This window comes from Herbidospora cretacea, assembly GCF_001570605.1.
Lineage (GTDB): Bacteria > Actinomycetota > Actinomycetes > Streptosporangiales > Streptosporangiaceae > Herbidospora > Herbidospora cretacea.
Genome location: NZ_BBXG01000012.1, coordinates 122,720 through 137,778, shown reverse-complemented (window position 1 = coordinate 137,778; position 15,059 = coordinate 122,720). Strand labels below are relative to the sequence as shown.

The following is a 15,059-nucleotide window of genomic DNA, read 5'->3' as shown; positions in this document are numbered from 1 at the left end:
TAGAGATCTTCCCAAGCGCACCATATCCCCCTAAACCCCCGCATACCAGACTCGACACGTTAAGCCCGGGAAAACTGTCCGGACCTGGTCAGCGACGTCTGACCACGGGGTTTACTCCGTTCACGACGTTGATCACCGGCGCCCCGCCGACGGCCGCCGCGAGGTTCCCGACCACACACTGGATGAGCCGCGTCGTCGACTGCGGGGTCACCCCGGCGGCGTGCGGCGACAGCAGGATCCGGTCGCTCGACCGGAGCGGGTCGCCGGGCGGCAGCGGCTCGGTGACGAACACGTCGAGCGCCGCCCCGGCGAGGTTCTCCGCCTCCAGCAGGGCCTTCTCGTCGACGACGCCGCCGCGGGCCGCGTTCACCAGGAACGAGCCGGGCTTCATCGTCGCCAGCCGGGCCGCGTCGAACATCCCCCGCGTCTCGCCGGTGAGCGCGACGACGATCACCACGACGTCGCTGGTGCGGGTGAGCTCGTCGAGGTCCTCGTAGACCGCGCCGTAGGTCTCCCTCTTGGGAGAGCGCGACCAGTAGGCCACCTCGCAGCCCATCGCCGTGAACATCCGGGCGCAGGCCGCTCCTATCGGGCCGAACCCCACCAGCCCGATCCGGCACGACGAGAGCTCCCTCGGCTGGAGGGTGAGCTGCGGCCAGTTCCCCGCCCGCACCTCGGCGTCGCCCTGGACGAGCCGCCGGACCAGCGCGAACGCCGCCGCGACACACCACTCGGCGACCGCGACGGCGTTCACCCCGGCCGTGTTGGCGAGCGGCACCCCCGCGTCGGCGAGCGCGCCGAGGTCGTGCCCGTCGACCCCGACGGCGGGCTGCTGGACGAACGCCAGCCTCGGCGCGCGGGCCACCGCCTCGGCGTCGAGGACGAGCTGGGAACTCCAGTCGCCGACGACGATCTCGGCCTCGGGCAGCAGGTCGAGCACGGCGGCCCGGTCACGGGTCCGCGGGGTGACGACATCGATCCGGTCGCCCAGACCGGACAGCAGCCCGCGCACGGCGTCGGCGGGCAACGGCGGCAGGGCCAGCAACCGCCAGGGACGCCCTAAGTCGGTCATGCGCTCAGACTGCCATGCCTGGTTCGACACGCTGCGACCGGGTTGCGAGTCGTTGCCGAATGTTGTTCTACTGAGCCCGTGACCATGGAAACGCGTGGCCCGCTGGCGGGGATCAAGGTGCTGGAACTGGCCGGTCTCGCCCCGGGACCGTTCGCCGGGATGATGCTGGCCGACCACGGGGCCGAGGTCCTGCGGGTCGACCGGGTCGCCGCGGTGACCGACAAGCCACGCAAGGACGTCATGGACCGGGGCAAGCGCTCCATCGGCCTGGACCTGAAGTCGCCCGAGGGCGCGGCCGCCTTCCGCGAGCTGGCCGCCCACGCCGACGCGGTGATCGAGGTCTTCCGCCCCGGCGTGGCCGAACGCCTCGGCATCGGCCCCGCCGACCTGCACGCCGTCAACGAGCGCCTGGTCTACGGCCGCCTCACCGGCTGGGGCCAGGACGGCCCGCTGGCCCCCAGGGCCGGCCACGACATCGACTACCTCGCGATCTCCGGGGTGCTCTCCCAGCTCGGCCGGGCCGGCGAGAGGCCGACGCCGCCGATCAACCTCCTGGCCGACTTCGCGGGCGGGGGCCTGATGCTCGCGTACGGGATCCTGCTCGCCCTGCTCGAACGCGAGCGGACCGGCCGGGGCCGCGTGGTCGACGCCGCCATGGTCGACGGGGCGGCCGTGCTGTTCTCCATGTTCTACTCGCTGACCCGGTCGGGCTTCTGGGGTCCCCGGGGGACCAACCTGCTCGACGGCGGGGCGCCGATGTACGACACGTACGAGACCAAGGACGGGAAGTTCATGGCGGTCGGCGCCCTGGAACCCCAGTTCTACGCGGAACTGGTCCGGGGACTGGAGCTGGCCGATCCCCCCGACCAGAACGACTGGCCCGCGCTCCGCGACCGCCTCACCGAGGCGTTCCGCACGCGGACCCGCGCCGAGTGGGAGGCCGTCTTCGACGGTTCCGACGCCTGCGTCTCCCCCGTCCTGGACCTGGCCGAGGCCCCCGGCCACCCCCACAACGCCGCGCGGGGCACCTTCGTCGAGATCGGCGGGATCCCCCAGGCGGCCCCCGCGCCCCGCCTGCTCGGCGCCGGGACCGGCGACCTCGCCCCCGCCACCCGCCTCGACGACCTGACCGCGTGGGGTCTGTCCGAGGAGACGGCGACCAGTCTTCGATCGAAAGGACTCATGGCCTGATGGACCTGCTGGAGGCCCTCTACACGACCCGCGCGATGCGCCGGGTCAAGCCCGACCCCATCCCCCTCGACGTGCAGCGTCAGATCCTGGACGCCGCCGTGCGCGCCCCCAGCGGCGGCAACGCCCAGGGCTGGCGGTTCCTGCTGGTCGACGACCAGTCGGTCAAGGACCGGCTCGCGCCCCTCTACCAGGACGCGCTCGGCCGCCTCTACTCCGGCCACTACAAGGAGCGGCGCGAGACCGCCGAGGCCACCGGCGACCAGCGGACCCTCAGCGTGCTGAAGTCGTCGCAGCACCTGGCCGACCACTTCGCCGAGTATCCGCTGCTGCTGTTCGCCTTCACCCGCAACGACCCCAGCGGCGGCTCGATCTTCCCCTCGGTCTGGAACGCCCAGCTCGCCGCGCGCGGCCACGGCGTCGGCACCGCCCTCACCACGGTCATGGGCCTGTTCCACGGCGCGGAGGCGATGAAGATCCTCGGCGTCCCGGAGGGCAAGGGCTGGGAACTGGCCTGTACGGTCACCTTCGGCTACCCCACCGGCAGGTGGGGCGTGGCGCCCAGGCGCCCGGTCCACGAGGTGAGCTACCGCAACCAGTGGGGCGAGCCGGTCGGCTTCGAGACCGGCGAGCCGCTCTGGGACTACCCGGCGACCTCGGAGTAGTTGGGCCGGGCCGCGATGTAGAGGTCGACGCCGGCCTGGTGGTGGACCTCCAGGTCGGTCGTGAACGACCGCCGGCCGGGGTGTTGGGCGAGGTACTGCCAGGCCTCGAGCAGCGTCTGCGGCAGCGGGCCGCGCACCTCCAGGTGGAGGCAGGGCACTCCCGGCACCCGGACCGCCACCATGGCCTCGGGTAGCCTTGCCGCCGTGTGCACCGCGATGCCGACGATCTGGGTATATGCCCCGTTATGGTCGCTCTCGTAGTCGGTCAGCACCGCGTAGATGTTCTCGTCGACCCGTCCCGGCACGTGGGCGAAGGCGCCCGGCGCACCGGCGCGCTGCCAGAGCCCCGGGAGCCGGGCGCGGTCGGGGTCCTCCTCGGCGTCGCTGGTGGTGCGGATGGCGTAGCCCACGACGAGCAACTCCGGCCGGTCGGCAATGATCAAGATCGTTCCCCTCGACGAATGGTGATCAGCCGCAATCCTATGTAAGCCAACTAGTCTGGACAGACGTGCGATTCCTCAACGACATGACCCCGCCGTACGATCTCACCTACAGCGACGTCTTCATGGTCCCATCGAGATCCGACGTCGGCTCGCGACTCGCCGTCGACCTGTCCTCCCCTGACGGGACCGGCACCACCATCCCCATCGTGGTGGCCAACATGACCGCCGTGGCGGGCCGCCGGATGGCCGAGACGGTCGCCCGGCGCGGCGGCATCACCGTCATCCCGCAGGACATCCCCATCGACGTCGTCTCCGACGTGATCTCGTGGGTGAAGAGCCGCGACCTCGTCCACGACACGCCGATCACGCTGACCGCCCACGACACCGTCGGCGAGGCGCTCACCCTGCTGTCGAAGCGGGCCCACGGCGCGGTCATCGTGGTCGACCTCGACAACCGCCCCGTCGGCGTGGCGACCGAGGCCGACTGCCAGGGCGTCGACATGTTCACCCAGCTCGGCGAGGTGATGACCCCCTCGCCGCAGACCGTCCCGGCGGGCGTCGACCCGCAGGTGGCCTTCGACCTGCTGCACGACCGGCGGCACAAGCTCGCCCCCGTCGTCGACGGCGAGGGACGTCTCGTGGGGGTCCTCACCCGCACGGGCGCGCTGCGCGCGACGCTCTACCAGCCCGCCGTCGACGCCTCGGGCCGGCTGCGGATCGCGGCGGCCGTCGGCATCAACGGCGACGTCGCCGCCAAGGCCAAGGAACTCGTCGACGCCGGCGCCGACGTGCTCGTCGTGGACACCGCCCACGGCCACCAGGAGAAGATGCTCGCCGCGCTGCGCGCCGTCCGCGCGCTGGAGCCCGGCGTGCCCATCGCGGCCGGGAACGTGGTGACCGCCGAGGGGGTCCGCGACCTGGTGGAGGCGGGGGCCGACATCATCAAGGTCGGCGTCGGGCCGGGCGCGATGTGCACGACCCGGATGATGACCGGCGTCGGGCGTCCGCAGTTCTCCGCCGTCCTCGACTGCTCCCGCGAGGCGCGCCGCCTGGGCCGCCACGTGTGGGCCGACGGCGGCGTGCGGCACCCCCGCGACGTCGCGCTCGCGCTGGCCGCCGGGGCGTCGAACGTGATGATCGGCTCCTGGTTCGCCGGGACGTACGAATCGCCCGGAGACACCCGCACCGCCGCCGACGGACGCCGCTACAAGGAGAACTTCGGCATGGCCTCGGCCCGCGCGGTCAAGCTGCGCACCGCCGAGGACACCCCGTTCGACCGGGCCCGCAAGGCGCTGTTCGAAGAGGGCATCTCCACCTCGCGCATGTACCTCGACCCGGCCCGCCCGGGTGTGGAGGACCAGATCGACGCCATCGTGGCGGGCCTCCGGTCCTCCTGCACGTACGCCGGCGCGACCAGCCTGGAGGAGTTCCACGAGCGGGCGGTCGTGGGCGTGCAGAGCGCGTCGGGCTACAGCGAGGGAATGCCGCTCCACCAGAGCTGGTGACCGTGTTCGCGTGATTGGCCGGGCCGTGCGGGTAGGGGCGGGGGTCTTCCACCAAAGCGATATCGAGGAGGCCCTGATGTACGAAACGCCCACGCACGGCCCGGCCATGCCCCAGGCGGACCGGCGCCTGCTCGTCAGCTTCGACCGCTACGCCGCGGCCCAGAAGACCGTGGACACGCTGTCGGACGCCGGGTTCCCGGTCCAGGAACTCGCCATCGTCGGCACCGACCTCCGCATGGAGGAGAAGGTCACCGGCCGCCTGACCAACGGCCGCGCGGCCTTAACGGGGGCCGTCAGCGGCGGGGTGTTCGGCCTCGTCGTCGGCCTGTTCCTGGGCCTGTTCACCACCACCACGACCTCGTTCGTGGGGCTGGTCCTCTGGTCGATCCTGTGGGGCGCCGTGGCCGGGGCGGCCTTCGGCTTCACCAGCCACATGTTCCAGGGTGGCGTGCGCGACTTCACCAGCCGCAACTCGATCGTGGCCGGACGCTACGACGTCCTGGTGACGGCCGGGGTCTGGGAGCGCGCGCAGACGATCATCCAGGGCGGCCTCGCCCCGGCCGAGACGGTCGTCGTGGCGCGTCCCCCGAGCGCCGGCACGCTGCCGCCCATGACCTCCGACGGCATGACCGCCGAGCACGAGATCCCCGCCCAGCGCCGCGCCGAGGAGTCGGACGCCACCGCGAAGGGCCGATGAGGCATCCGCCTTGTCCCGAAATATCGTGACCAGACCCTCGCCGGGGCCCGCACGTACCGGATGTCCGGGCAGGTGGGCCCGGCTTCGGGGGTGAGGCCGCGACACGCCCGACGAGCCGTGCGGAGGTGCCGGTAGAGTCGTGCGGTCCGGCCCGCGGAGTGGCCGGCGGAACGCCATGAAACAAGGAGACCCACGTGGCACTCGAGAAGCCCGAGATCGACTTTCCCGAGGGTTCGGCGCCCGCCGACCTGGAGATCGTCGACATCTGGGAAGGCGACGGCCCTGAGGCCAAGCCCGGGCACACCGTGAGCGTGCACTACGTCGGCGTCGCGTTCTCCACCGGCGAGGAGTTCGACGCGTCGTGGAACCGCGGCGACACGTTCCAGTTCCCCCTCGGCGGCGGCCGGGTCATCGCCGGCTGGGACCAGGGTGTGGCCGGCATGAAGGTCGGCGGACGCCGCCGCCTCACGATCCCCCCGCACCTGGGCTACGGCAACCGGGGCGCCGGCGCGGCCATCAAGCCCGGCGAGACCCTCATCTTCGTCGTCGACCTGCTCGGCGTGAACTGACGTTCGCCTGCCCGTCACGGCCCGGTCCCCGAGAGGCGGCCGGGCCGTGGCATTGGAAGGGCCGGTACGGCAGGATTACGGTGTGTTGCTGATCGATCTTGCCAGGACCTCCGCGGCCGTCGCCGCCGACTCGGCCCGGCTGGCGAAGATCCGCCATCTGGCCGAACTGCTCGCCCGGGTGGGGCCCGAGGAGGCCGAGATCGCCATCGCCTACCTGTCGGGCGAGCTCCCGCAGCGGCAGATCGGCGTCGGCTGGCGCTCCCTCCAGGACCTCCCCGAACCCCGGCTGGCCGCGACCGCCACCCTCACCCAGATCGACGCCCTCCTCGAACGCGTCAAGGCCCAGTCGGGCCCCGGCTCCCAGGCCGCCCGCCGCGCCCTCGTCGGGGAGCTGTTCGGCGCCGCGACCCGCCAGGAACAGACCTTCCTCGGGCGGCTCCTGACGGGCGAGCTCCGCCAGGGCGCCCTCGACGGCGTCATGATCGAGGCCATCGCCAAGGCGGCCGACGTGCCCTCGGCCGAGGTGCGCCGCGCGCTCATGCTCCGGGGCTGGCTGCCCGCCGTGGGGGCGGCGGCGCTGGCCGGTGGCGTGGAGGCGCTGCGCGACTTCCACCTGGAGGTCGGGCGGCCGGTGGCCCCCATGCTGGCCCAGAGCGCGCCGACGGTGACCGCCGCGCTGGAGAAGATCGGCGGCCCGGCCGCGATCGAGTGGAAGCTCGACGGGATCCGCATCCAGGCCCACCGGTCGGGCGACGAGGTGCGCGTGTTCACCCGGACCCTCGACGACATCACCGAGCAGGTCCAGGAGGTGGCCGAGGCGGTCCGCGGCCTGGCGGCGACCGACATCGTCCTCGACGGCGAGGTCATCGCGCTGCGGGAGGACGCCAGCCCGCTGCCGTTCCAGGTGACCTCCAGCCGGGTCGCGACCAAGGTCGGCCCGCGCGAGGTCCCGCTGAGCGTGTTCTTCTTCGACGCCCTGCGCGTCGACGGCGCCGACCTGCTCGACCTCCCCGACGCCGACCGCCACGCGGCCCTCACCGCCGCCGTCCCCGCCGAGCTGATCACCCCGAGGCTGGTCACCTCGGACGCCGAGGAGGGCGAGGAGTTCTTCGCCGAGGCCGTCCGCCAGGGCCACGAGGGCGTGGTGGTCAAGGCGCCCGCGACGGTCTACGCAGCCGGGCGGCGCGGCGCGGGCTGGATCAAGGTCAAGCCCCGCCACACCCTCGACCTGGTCGTCCTGGCGGCCGAGTGGGGCCACGGGCGGCGCGAGGGGAAACTCTCCAACCTGCACCTGGGCGCCTACGACCCGGAGACCGGCGGCTTCGTCATGCTCGGCAAGACCTTCAAGGGCCTGACCGACGAACTCCTCGCCTGGCAGACGGCCCGCTTCCTGGAACTCGCCGACGGCCCCACCACGGAGTGGACCGTCCCCCTCAAGCCGGAACTGGTCGTCGAGATCGCCTTCGACGGCGTGCAGCGGTCGACCCGCTACGAGGGCGGCATGGCCCTCCGCTTCGCCCGGGTCCTGCGCTACCGCCCCGACAAACGCGCCGAAGACGCCGACCAGATCGCAGCGGTACGCGCCCTGCTCCCCCCGGCCTGACCCCACGAGTAAGCCGGTGTGCCTGACTTTCGCCGGCGTGAGCCGCCAGCCTGGCTTCGGCGCTGCTCAGCCTGTCGCACCGGCACAAGTGATCGTTCATGGCTGCTCGTTGCCAGGTGGGATGGAGCGGCCGGTTGGCGCCGGTTGCGGGGCGCGCTGGAAGCGGCGGGCGGTGCCCTAGTAGGCGGAGCCGTAACGGAAAGAAGGCGTTTGGGCTTGGAAAACCGGCCCGGCTACTTGATGAGGCGGATGGTGAGCGGGTACCGGAAGTCGCCGTCGGCCAGGGCGGAGACGCCGCCGACGATCGACAGGACGATGCCGAGGACCCAGAACAGCGGAACCAGCACGATGCCGACGACGGTGAACGGGAGCAGGATCGTGGCGCCGAAGACCGTCAGGTGGAAGTTGAGCGCCTCCATGGCGTGGCGGCGCACGTAGGGCGAGGTGCGGCCGGCGGTGAGGAGCATGATGAGGGGGCCGACGACGAACAGGCCCGTCAGGGTGATGAGGTGGGCGGCGGCGCCGGCCACGCGGTCGGTGGCGTCGGCGGCGCGGTCGGTGGCGTCGGCGGCGCGGGCCGGGCGGTCGCAGGGCTTGGGGTAGGCCGTCGCCGTGGGCACGCGGCCGTAGAGGTCGGCCATGATGGGCATCAGGTCGGCGTGGGTCTGCGCGGTCATCGCGTGGTCGAGGCGGAGATCCATCTCGTCCTTGTCGAGGCGGCCCTCGGCGTAGGCCGCCTTGACGTGTTCGACGACCTGGTCGCGGTCGGCGTCGCTGACGCGGAGCTGAGCCGGCGGGGTGGGTCCGCGGCCCGGCACTGGTGGTGAGAACGAGGCCGCCATGTAACCCTGCCTTCCGCTGTGAGACACGTCTCTTCGAGTCTGCCTCTTCCCATCGTCGCCGAGGCCATGACGAAGAAGAATCGGGGATGTCCCCGACCCGCCCCGGAGATGGGCCAGAGGGGCGCGCGGCGCCCGATCGGACGGTATACAAGGGGTATGAGATGGCGTGACCGCTACGGACTCCGTCGTAACCGTGGTCCGAAAGTGCAGCGTTTCGACCGGGAAGCGACCGATCAGGACATCGAGGCATTGATCGAGTTCGCGAAGTCCCGCGTCGGCGTGGAGTTCTACGTCGAGCCGGAGACCTTCGCCACCGACACCACCGCCGTCGCGGTCGCCCATGACGGTGAGTGGACCCGGCGCCGGGTCGGCTCCCCCGCCGTCATCAAGAAGGTGGCCCGCGATCTGCGGCTGCCCGCTTATGACGTGCAGCTCACCGGATATCCGGCGCGCATGCGGGCCTACAACGAACGCCGCCGCCAGGCGGACGGGGTCTGACGCCCCTCCTCATCCGGCGATTCGCGCCACCATCGGAGTGAACCAGCTCATCGACGGCGGTCCCATCTCACGGTCGAGCTGCTCCGGTGTCGGCATGCGGTCGCCGACGTCTTCGGGCGTCAGCAGCCGGGCGATGGCCTCGGTCAGGATCAGCGCCATCGTGTAGCGCGGCTCGGCCGTGAGCGCCCGGTCGAGCGCCATCGACGCGAGCGCGCAGTCGCCCGTCCGCCATGCCGCGGCGGCCAGCAGCGACGCCGCCGGGGTGACCAGGCGGGGCGGCAGGCGGCGGGTCAGGTCGCGCCACAGCGCCAGGTGGGCGGGGCGGTCGTCGATGAGGGTCCAGGCCTCGTCGCGGACCCGGATCATCCACAGCGCCAGGCCGAGCCGGGCGGCGTCGTCGTCGGACAGCCGGCCGCCGCGCTCGTGGACCTCGACGGCCGACCGCACCCGGGCGATGCCGTCGGCCAGGTAGGCGGCCGGGTCGGCCTTCTCCACCCACTTCCACACCTCGCGTTCGGCGCGCCCGGCCGCGAGGTCCATCGCCGTGCGCGCGGGGCCGGTCACGGGGGCGACCGTGCGTTCGAGCGCCTGGCGGTCCGGCAGGGCGACCATGCCGCGCACGACGGCCTCGGCGGCGACGGGGTGGGCGGCGGTGTCGTAGTGGACGCCGCCGGGCGGGCAGTCGTGGAGGTGGGACCAGTAGCGGCCCTCGTGGGTGCGGAGCGCGTCGTGGACGCCGACGCCGGTGGCCGACAGGAAGCGCAGCGCGTCGTCGAGGGCGGGCGCGGTCAGCGCGGCGTCGCCGAAGGCGGCCAGGACGGTCGCGTCGGCCTTCTCGCGGGCGAGCAGGGGCGGCAGGTCGCCGAGGGCGCCGGGGGCGAGCGGGAGGTCCCAGCGGGTCGCCAGGCGGACGGCGGCGTGTTGGACGCCGATGACGACGAGACTGTCGGCAGGGTGGAACCCGAGCAGGTAGGGGATGGCGGCCAGGACGTCGGCCGGGGACGACAGGCGGAGCCGGTGGTCGATGGGCATGGGGGCGATCGTGGCGGCGTACGGGAGGAAGGAAACGGGCATCGGCGCGGCTGTGGAAAACCGCGTTCGCTGTGGGCATAGCTCTGGAAACCGCAAATGGAACCGCGCGGCATGGGACGGTTGTGCGTCGAGGGGAGCAGCGTTGACGGGCATGCGAGACGTTCCGGTCACCGATGGATGGTCCGGCCACGAGCGGGCCCGGTTGGAGAGCCTGCTGGCCGGAGAGACGGTCATCGTCAGCATGAACCGCCGCCGAGGGCATCCCAACCTGATCGCGTGGGCGCGGACCGCGGGGCTCTACGTCCGCATCGACACCCGCAGCGACTGGGCCAACCCCCACGAGAAGGACGACGCGCTGCGCGGCGAGCAGTTGCGCCGCTACGAGTCCTACCTGACGGGGCGGCCCGAGCTGCTCGCGCGGGTGCCCGAGCTGCGCGGCAAGGTGCTGGGATGCTGGTGCGTCCCGGGGCCGTGCCACGGGCAGGTGCTCAAGCGGCTCGCGGGGGGCGTGGTCGCCCGGCCGGCGCTGTCCCGTGAGGAGCAGGCCGCCCTGGCGGAGGCCGAGGCGGAGATCGAGTCGGCCGGGACCGGCGGGCTGGGCCGGACCGGCCAGGCGCTGACCCGCATCCGCGACCTGCGGCTCTACCGCGCCGCCTACGCCGGGTTCGACGACTACTGCCGCCAGCGCTGGGGCTTCACCCGCCACCACGCCGACCGCCAGATCGCGACCGCCGGTCTGATGGCCAACCTGGGCCGCAAGCCGGAGCCCCGCCTGACGGCCGTCCGCGACCTGATGGGCGAACTCGACGGCGAGCCCACCCCGGAGGCGATCCGGCGCTGGATCGGCCTGGTCGACGCCGGGATCGCGGAGCTACAGGCGGTGCGGCGGCGGCTGGAAGGCCGGCTGCCCCGGCCCCTGAACTAGCATCCGGTCGCGCACCATCATCGCGGCCCCCGCGACGGCGCACGGCATCGCCACGATGGCCAGGAACGGCACCAGGAACGTCACGAAGACGCCCACTCCGAAGCCGAGCGACATGCCGCGATTGTCCTTGATCACCGCGAAGCGGTGTCTCCGCCGGATCCCGCGGCGCTCCATGGCGAGCGCGGTGAGCTCGACGGTCAGGAAATATCCTGACACGAGAGCGCCGATGACCGGCACGACCGTCTGCCCGACGAACGGGATGAACCCGAGGACGAACAGCGGGATCGTGAACATCAGGACATAGCAGAGGGTGACCAGGCTGTCCTTGATCGACCGGGCGATGCCGAGCAGGAGCGGCGTGTCGTCGTGGTGGACGGGCCCGCCGAGGCTCTCCTCGACCTGCTCGGAGACCTTCTCGTAGAACGGCTCGCCGATCGCCAGCGACACGGCCGTGAACAGCACGATCGAGAGCGCGACGCCGACGATGACGAGCAGGACCCCGACGAGGCCGCGGAAGAACTCCCGCCATCCCCAGTCGTCGGCGAACGGCGTCATCCAGGCGGCGATCTCACCGGCGTTGGTCCCGAGCAGCACCAGCAGCACCGCGAACAGCGCGAACGCGATGAGCGCCGGGATCAGCCCGAACAGCCACCACCGCGGATGCCGGGCCATCCACCCGATCCCCCGCAGATAGAACCCGACCCCGTCGAAAAACCCACCGGCCTGCTTCCGCACCGGCCCACCACCGACCATGAGGGCGAGGCTAGCGAATCAACGCCTCACCCGCGATCCACGGGCTTGCACCGTTACGCCCGGCTCCACAGCGAGGTGACTTCGACCCCCAGCTCACCCAGCAGACGGCGGACCAGCGGGAGCGAGATGCCCAGCACGTTGCCGTGGTCCCCCTCGATGCCGTCGACGAACCAGCCGCCGAGGCCGTCGAGGGTGAAGGCCCCGGCCACGGCCAGCGGTTCGCCGCTCGCCACGTAGGCCGCGATCTCCGCGTCGGACGGGGTCCCGAAATGGACCGTCGTCGCGCACGTCTCGCCCACCTCACGCCCCGAGGCCACGTCGATGACACTGTGACCGGTCAGCAGTCGTCCGGTATGTCCGCGCAGCGACAGCCACCGTTCCGTGGCCTCCTCGGCCGACGCGGGTTTCCCGTAGGCCACCCCGCCGAACTCCAGCACCGAGTCGCAGCCGATCACCAGCACGTCGCCGGAAAGTGTGTCGGCGACCGCTCTGGCCTTGGCTTTCGCCAGGACGAGGGCGAGGTCGGCGGGGGTCGGCGCGGTGACGGCGGACTCGTCGACACCGCTGACGATGACTTTGGGCTCCAGCCCGGCGGCGCGGAGAACGCCCAGGCGAGCGGGGGACGCGGAGGCGAGAATGAGCTCGGTCACGTCAGCCCACCTTAGTCCCGAAGTCGTTTTCATCGTTTGTCAACCGATATGCGGGCTGATGGTCATGAGGAGTACCTTGTCCGGGTTGAGCGGCGGCGGGGAGGCCCTGTGGCACAGGCGAAAATGCGCGAGAGAGTGCGGTACTGGTTCGACAACACCATGTCGAGGGGGACCGGCGCGCTCATCGGGTGGCTGGCGGCGTTCTGCGCGACCCTGATCGTCGGGGTCGGCGCGCTCGCGGTCCTGCTCACACCCGGCGAGATCGAGAACGGGTTCTCCGGGGCGCTGTGGGCGTCGCTGATGCGCACGCTCAGCCCGGGGAAGATCGCGTCCGACGACGGCACCGCGCCCTATCTGGCGATCATGCTGATCGCCTCGCTCGGCGGGCTGTTCTTCGTGTCGCTGTTCGTCGGCCTGCTGTCGGCCGGGCTCAAGACCAAGGTCGAGGACCTGCGCAAGGGCCGGTCGCGCATCATCGAGACGCAGCACACCGTCATCCTCGGCTGGTCCGACCAGGTGTTCACGATCGTCGCGGAGCTCGTGAAGGCCAGGGACCACAAGTCGGTCATCGCGATCCTGGCCGACAGGGACAAGGTCGCCATGGAGGACGACCTGCGCGACCGCATCCCCGACACCCGGCACACCCGCATCGTCTGCCGGACCGGCCGCCCCACCGAGTGGGCCGCCCTCGACCTGATGAACCTCAGCGCGGCCCGGTCGATCGTGGTGCTGTCGCCGTCCGGCGACGACCCCGACGCCCACGTCATCAAGACCCTGCTCGCCCTGGCCAAGCGCCGGGGCGACCACCCGCCGGTCGTGGCCGCCATCGCCGATTCGGGCAACATGGCCGCCGCGCGGCTCGCGGGCGGGCCGGGCGTGCACCTGGTCGACTCCGACGACACGTCGGCGCGGCTCATCGTGCAGTCGTCGCGGCAGTCGGGCATGTCGGTCGTCTGCATGGACCTGCTGAACTTCGACGACGGTGAGATCTATCTCCGCAGGGTGCCGTCGCTGAGCGGCAAGACGTACAGCCAGGCTCTGACCGCTTTCGAGACGGCCACCGTCATCGGCCTGCGGCGGGCCGGCGGCGTGGAGCTGAACCCGCCGATGGACACGCCGATCGCGGAGGGCGACGAGGTCATCGTCATCGCCCAGGACGACACCACGATCCGGCTCGCCTCGCAGAGCGCGGGCATCGACGAGGACGCGATCGTGCGCGCGGACCGCGCCAGGCTGGAACCCGAACGCACGCTGGTGCTCGGGTGGAACGGCCGCGCGGGCACGATCGTGCGGTATCTCGACGGATACGTGGCGCCGGGCTCGGTGCTCGACGTGGCGGCGGGACACCCGGACGCGGGCGGGAACCTGGGCGGGCTGCGCAACCTCACGCTGAACGTGAAGGACTGCGAGACCACCGACCGCTATGCCCTGGAGTCCCTCGGCGTGGGCCTCTACCAGCACGTCATCGTCCTGTCGGACGACCGCTACGAGCCGCACCACGCCGACACGCGCACGCTGATGTCGCTGCTGCAGCTGCGCGACATGCAGACGGTCATGCACGAGCGTTACTCGATCGTCAGTGAGATGCACGACGAGAACAACAGGGAACTCGCCGAGGTCACCGAGGCCGACGACATCGTCATCAGCGACACCGTCATCGGCCTGCTGCTCGCGCAGCTCGCCGAGAACCGTCACCTGTCCGACGTCTTCGGCTATCTCTTCGACTCGCGCGGCTCGGAGATCTATCCGAGACCGGCGAGCGACTACGTCACCGAGGGCCGCCCCGTCACGTTCGCGACGGTCATCGAATCGGCCCGCCGCAGGGGCGAGACGGCCATCGGCTACCGGCGGGCGGCCCGCGTCAGCGAACCGCCCCACTTCGGCGTCGTGCTCAATCCGGCCAAATCAGCCGAGCTCGTCTTCGAAGCCGGTGACAAGGTGATAGTGCTGGCGGAGCGTTAGACGCGCTGGCCCCGCTGCGGCTTCGACTTCGGCTTGGCGCCGCCCTGCTGCGCGCCACCGAAGATCCCGCCGAGGACGCCGCTGAGCATGTCGCCGAAGCTCGTCGTGCTCATCGCCGACTCCTGGCGGCGCAGCTCACGCGCCATGGCGGTCGCGTCCATGTGGTTCTGGTCGATCCGGTGGGCCATCATGGCCATCGCCATCGGCGCGACCATCGCCATCATCTTCATGACGGCGCCCGAGTTCATGCCCATGAACTGGGCGATGCCCTCGGCGGCCTGACGGCTGCCCGGGACCCCGAGGACGTGGGCCAGGATGCGCTGCCCCTCCTGGTCGTTCGCCAGGGCGGCGATGTCCCGGAAGGGGTCGGCGGCCGAGTGGTCGTCCATGGCGGACCGCAGCGACTGGGCCCCCTTGGGCTCGCCGCAGTTGCGGGCCATGCCGCAGATGACGGTGGCCAGACAGGCCTGGATGGCCGGCTTGGCCGACTCGGCGTCCGTTCCCAGCAGGGACGCCATCTGCTGGATCCCCTGCGGGCCCAGCTTGCTGATGATCTCTTCGTGCATCGACTGACTCGACTGACTCACGGTCGGTCTCCCCCGTTTCAGAAGTGTTCCGCGATCAATCTGCCCCGCCCGATTTAGGGGTAATGCCT

General features: G+C 71.6%; 16 protein-coding genes. 9 read left to right on the top strand and 7 right to left on the bottom strand.

The window, feature by feature from the left end; genetic code table 11:
* Positions 1 to 88: 88 nt before the first annotated feature.
* Positions 89 to 1,072, bottom strand: a complete 984-nt coding sequence (locus AW270_RS23730) for a 2-hydroxyacid dehydrogenase (RefSeq protein ID WP_061297466.1) — start codon at positions 1,070 to 1,072, stop codon at positions 89 to 91.
* A gap of 84 nt (positions 1,073 to 1,156) precedes the next feature.
* Between AW270_RS23730 and AW270_RS23725 the strand changes: the two genes are divergently transcribed.
* Together AW270_RS23725 and AW270_RS23720 are read left to right on the top strand one after the other, a co-directional pair.
* Positions 1,157 to 2,263, top strand: a complete 1,107-nt coding sequence (locus AW270_RS23725) for a CaiB/BaiF CoA transferase family protein (protein WP_061297464.1) — start codon at positions 1,157 to 1,159, stop codon at positions 2,261 to 2,263.
* Positions 2,263 to 2,925 (top strand): nitroreductase family protein, encoded by a 663-nt coding sequence (locus AW270_RS23720; protein ID WP_061297461.1) that lies wholly within the window; start codon positions 2,263 to 2,265, stop codon positions 2,923 to 2,925. The genes AW270_RS23725 and AW270_RS23720 overlap by 1 nt, the downstream gene beginning before the upstream one ends.
* Here the strand turns inward: AW270_RS23720 and AW270_RS23715 are convergent.
* Entirely contained in the window at positions 2,904 to 3,368 is a 465-nt protein-coding gene (locus tag AW270_RS23715) for a GyrI-like domain-containing protein (RefSeq protein ID WP_061297456.1), read from the bottom strand. The genes AW270_RS23720 and AW270_RS23715 overlap by 22 nt on opposite strands.
* Before the next feature lie 65 nt (positions 3,369 to 3,433).
* Here AW270_RS23715 and AW270_RS23710 point away from each other — a divergent pair, with 65 nt between their 5' ends.
* The 4 genes from AW270_RS23710 (at position 3,434) to AW270_RS23695 (ending at position 7,742) form a co-directional block, all read left to right on the top strand.
* The gene (locus AW270_RS23710; RefSeq protein ID WP_061297454.1) at positions 3,434 to 4,873 is read left to right on the top strand and encodes a GuaB1 family IMP dehydrogenase-related protein; all 1,440 of its coding nucleotides are present in this window, start codon (positions 3,434 to 3,436) and stop codon (positions 4,871 to 4,873) included.
* A gap of 76 nt (positions 4,874 to 4,949) precedes the next feature.
* Positions 4,950 to 5,570: a YflT domain-containing protein gene (locus AW270_RS23705; protein WP_063819311.1), complete on the top strand. Its 621-nt coding sequence runs from the start codon at positions 4,950 to 4,952 to the stop codon at positions 5,568 to 5,570.
* A 194-nt stretch (positions 5,571 to 5,764) separates the two neighbouring features.
* Complete coding sequence (locus AW270_RS23700; protein ID WP_061297452.1) at positions 5,765 to 6,139, top strand: FKBP-type peptidyl-prolyl cis-trans isomerase; 375 nt, start codon at positions 5,765 to 5,767, stop codon at positions 6,137 to 6,139.
* Positions 6,140 to 6,221: 82 nt separating this feature from the next.
* Complete coding sequence (locus tag AW270_RS23695; protein ID WP_061297450.1) at positions 6,222 to 7,742, top strand: ATP-dependent DNA ligase; 1,521 nt, start codon at positions 6,222 to 6,224, stop codon at positions 7,740 to 7,742.
* Positions 7,743 to 7,975: 233 nt separating this feature from the next.
* Here AW270_RS23695 and AW270_RS23690 read toward each other — a convergent pair whose 3' ends face one another.
* Positions 7,976 to 8,584, bottom strand: coding sequence for a DUF1707 and DUF4870 domain-containing protein (locus AW270_RS23690; RefSeq protein WP_061297448.1), 609 nt, complete (start codon positions 8,582 to 8,584; stop codon positions 7,976 to 7,978).
* 156 nt (positions 8,585 to 8,740) lie between these two features.
* On the opposite strand from AW270_RS23690, the gene AW270_RS23685 reads away from it, so the two are divergent.
* Positions 8,741 to 9,082, top strand: coding sequence for a hypothetical protein (locus tag AW270_RS23685; protein WP_061297445.1), 342 nt, complete (start codon positions 8,741 to 8,743; stop codon positions 9,080 to 9,082).
* Positions 9,083 to 9,091: 9 nt separating this feature from the next.
* Here AW270_RS23685 and AW270_RS23680 read toward each other — a convergent pair whose 3' ends face one another.
* Positions 9,092 to 10,156, bottom strand: coding sequence for a DUF4192 domain-containing protein (locus tag AW270_RS23680; RefSeq protein WP_245674825.1), 1,065 nt, complete (start codon positions 10,154 to 10,156; stop codon positions 9,092 to 9,094).
* 109 nt (positions 10,157 to 10,265) lie between these two features.
* Between AW270_RS23680 and AW270_RS40635 the strand changes: the two genes are divergently transcribed.
* Positions 10,266 to 11,039 (top strand): DUF4326 domain-containing protein, encoded by a 774-nt coding sequence (locus AW270_RS40635; RefSeq protein ID WP_218009320.1) that lies wholly within the window; start codon positions 10,266 to 10,268, stop codon positions 11,037 to 11,039.
* On the opposite strand, the gene AW270_RS23670 is transcribed toward AW270_RS40635, so the two are convergent.
* Together AW270_RS23670 and AW270_RS23665 are read right to left on the bottom strand one after the other, a co-directional pair.
* A complete protein-coding gene (locus AW270_RS23670) occupies positions 10,986 to 11,792 on the bottom strand; it encodes an EI24 domain-containing protein (protein ID WP_061297440.1) in 807 nt (268 codons plus the stop codon). The two genes, AW270_RS40635 and AW270_RS23670, sit on opposite strands and share 54 nt — an antisense overlap.
* 53 nt (positions 11,793 to 11,845) lie before the next feature.
* Positions 11,846 to 12,442 (bottom strand): Maf family protein, encoded by a 597-nt coding sequence (locus tag AW270_RS23665; protein ID WP_218009319.1) that lies wholly within the window; start codon positions 12,440 to 12,442, stop codon positions 11,846 to 11,848.
* Positions 12,443 to 12,550: 108 nt separating this feature from the next.
* On the opposite strand from AW270_RS23665, the gene AW270_RS23660 reads away from it, so the two are divergent.
* Complete coding sequence (locus AW270_RS23660; RefSeq protein ID WP_061297436.1) at positions 12,551 to 14,404, top strand: CASTOR/POLLUX-related putative ion channel; 1,854 nt, start codon at positions 12,551 to 12,553, stop codon at positions 14,402 to 14,404.
* On the opposite strand, the gene AW270_RS23655 is transcribed toward AW270_RS23660, so the two are convergent.
* On the bottom strand, positions 14,401 to 14,970 hold the full coding sequence (locus AW270_RS23655; protein WP_061297435.1) for a DUF937 domain-containing protein: 570 nt from the start codon (positions 14,968 to 14,970) through the stop codon (positions 14,401 to 14,403). The two genes, AW270_RS23660 and AW270_RS23655, sit on opposite strands and share 4 nt — an antisense overlap.
* Positions 14,971 to 15,059: the final 89 nt, after the last annotated feature.

Bases quoted from the DNA above. Each gene is read 5' to 3' on its own strand.
- AW270_RS23655 (WP_061297435.1), bottom strand. From the start codon at position 14,970: ATGCACGAAGAGATCATCAGCAAGCTGGGCCCGCAGGGGATCCAGCAG.
- AW270_RS23725 (WP_061297464.1), top strand. From the start codon at position 1,157: ATGGAAACGCGTGGCCCGCTGGCGGGGATCAAGGTGCTGGAACTGGCC.
- AW270_RS23720 (WP_061297461.1), top strand. From the start codon at position 2,263: ATGGACCTGCTGGAGGCCCTCTACACGACCCGCGCGATGCGCCGGGTC.
- AW270_RS23680 (WP_245674825.1), bottom strand. From the start codon at position 10,156: ATGCCCGTTTCCTTCCTCCCGTACGCCGCCACGATCGCCCCCATGCCC.
- AW270_RS23690 (WP_061297448.1), bottom strand. From the start codon at position 8,584: ATGGCGGCCTCGTTCTCACCACCAGTGCCGGGCCGCGGACCCACCCCG.
- AW270_RS23670 (WP_061297440.1), bottom strand. From the start codon at position 11,792: ATGGTCGGTGGTGGGCCGGTGCGGAAGCAGGCCGGTGGGTTTTTCGAC.
- AW270_RS23730 (WP_061297466.1), bottom strand. From the start codon at position 1,072: ATGACCGACTTAGGGCGTCCCTGGCGGTTGCTGGCCCTGCCGCCGTTG.
- AW270_RS23685 (WP_061297445.1), top strand. From the start codon at position 8,741: ATGAGATGGCGTGACCGCTACGGACTCCGTCGTAACCGTGGTCCGAAA.
- AW270_RS40635 (WP_218009320.1), top strand. From the start codon at position 10,266: ATGCGAGACGTTCCGGTCACCGATGGATGGTCCGGCCACGAGCGGGCC.
- AW270_RS23705 (WP_063819311.1), top strand. From the start codon at position 4,950: ATGTACGAAACGCCCACGCACGGCCCGGCCATGCCCCAGGCGGACCGG.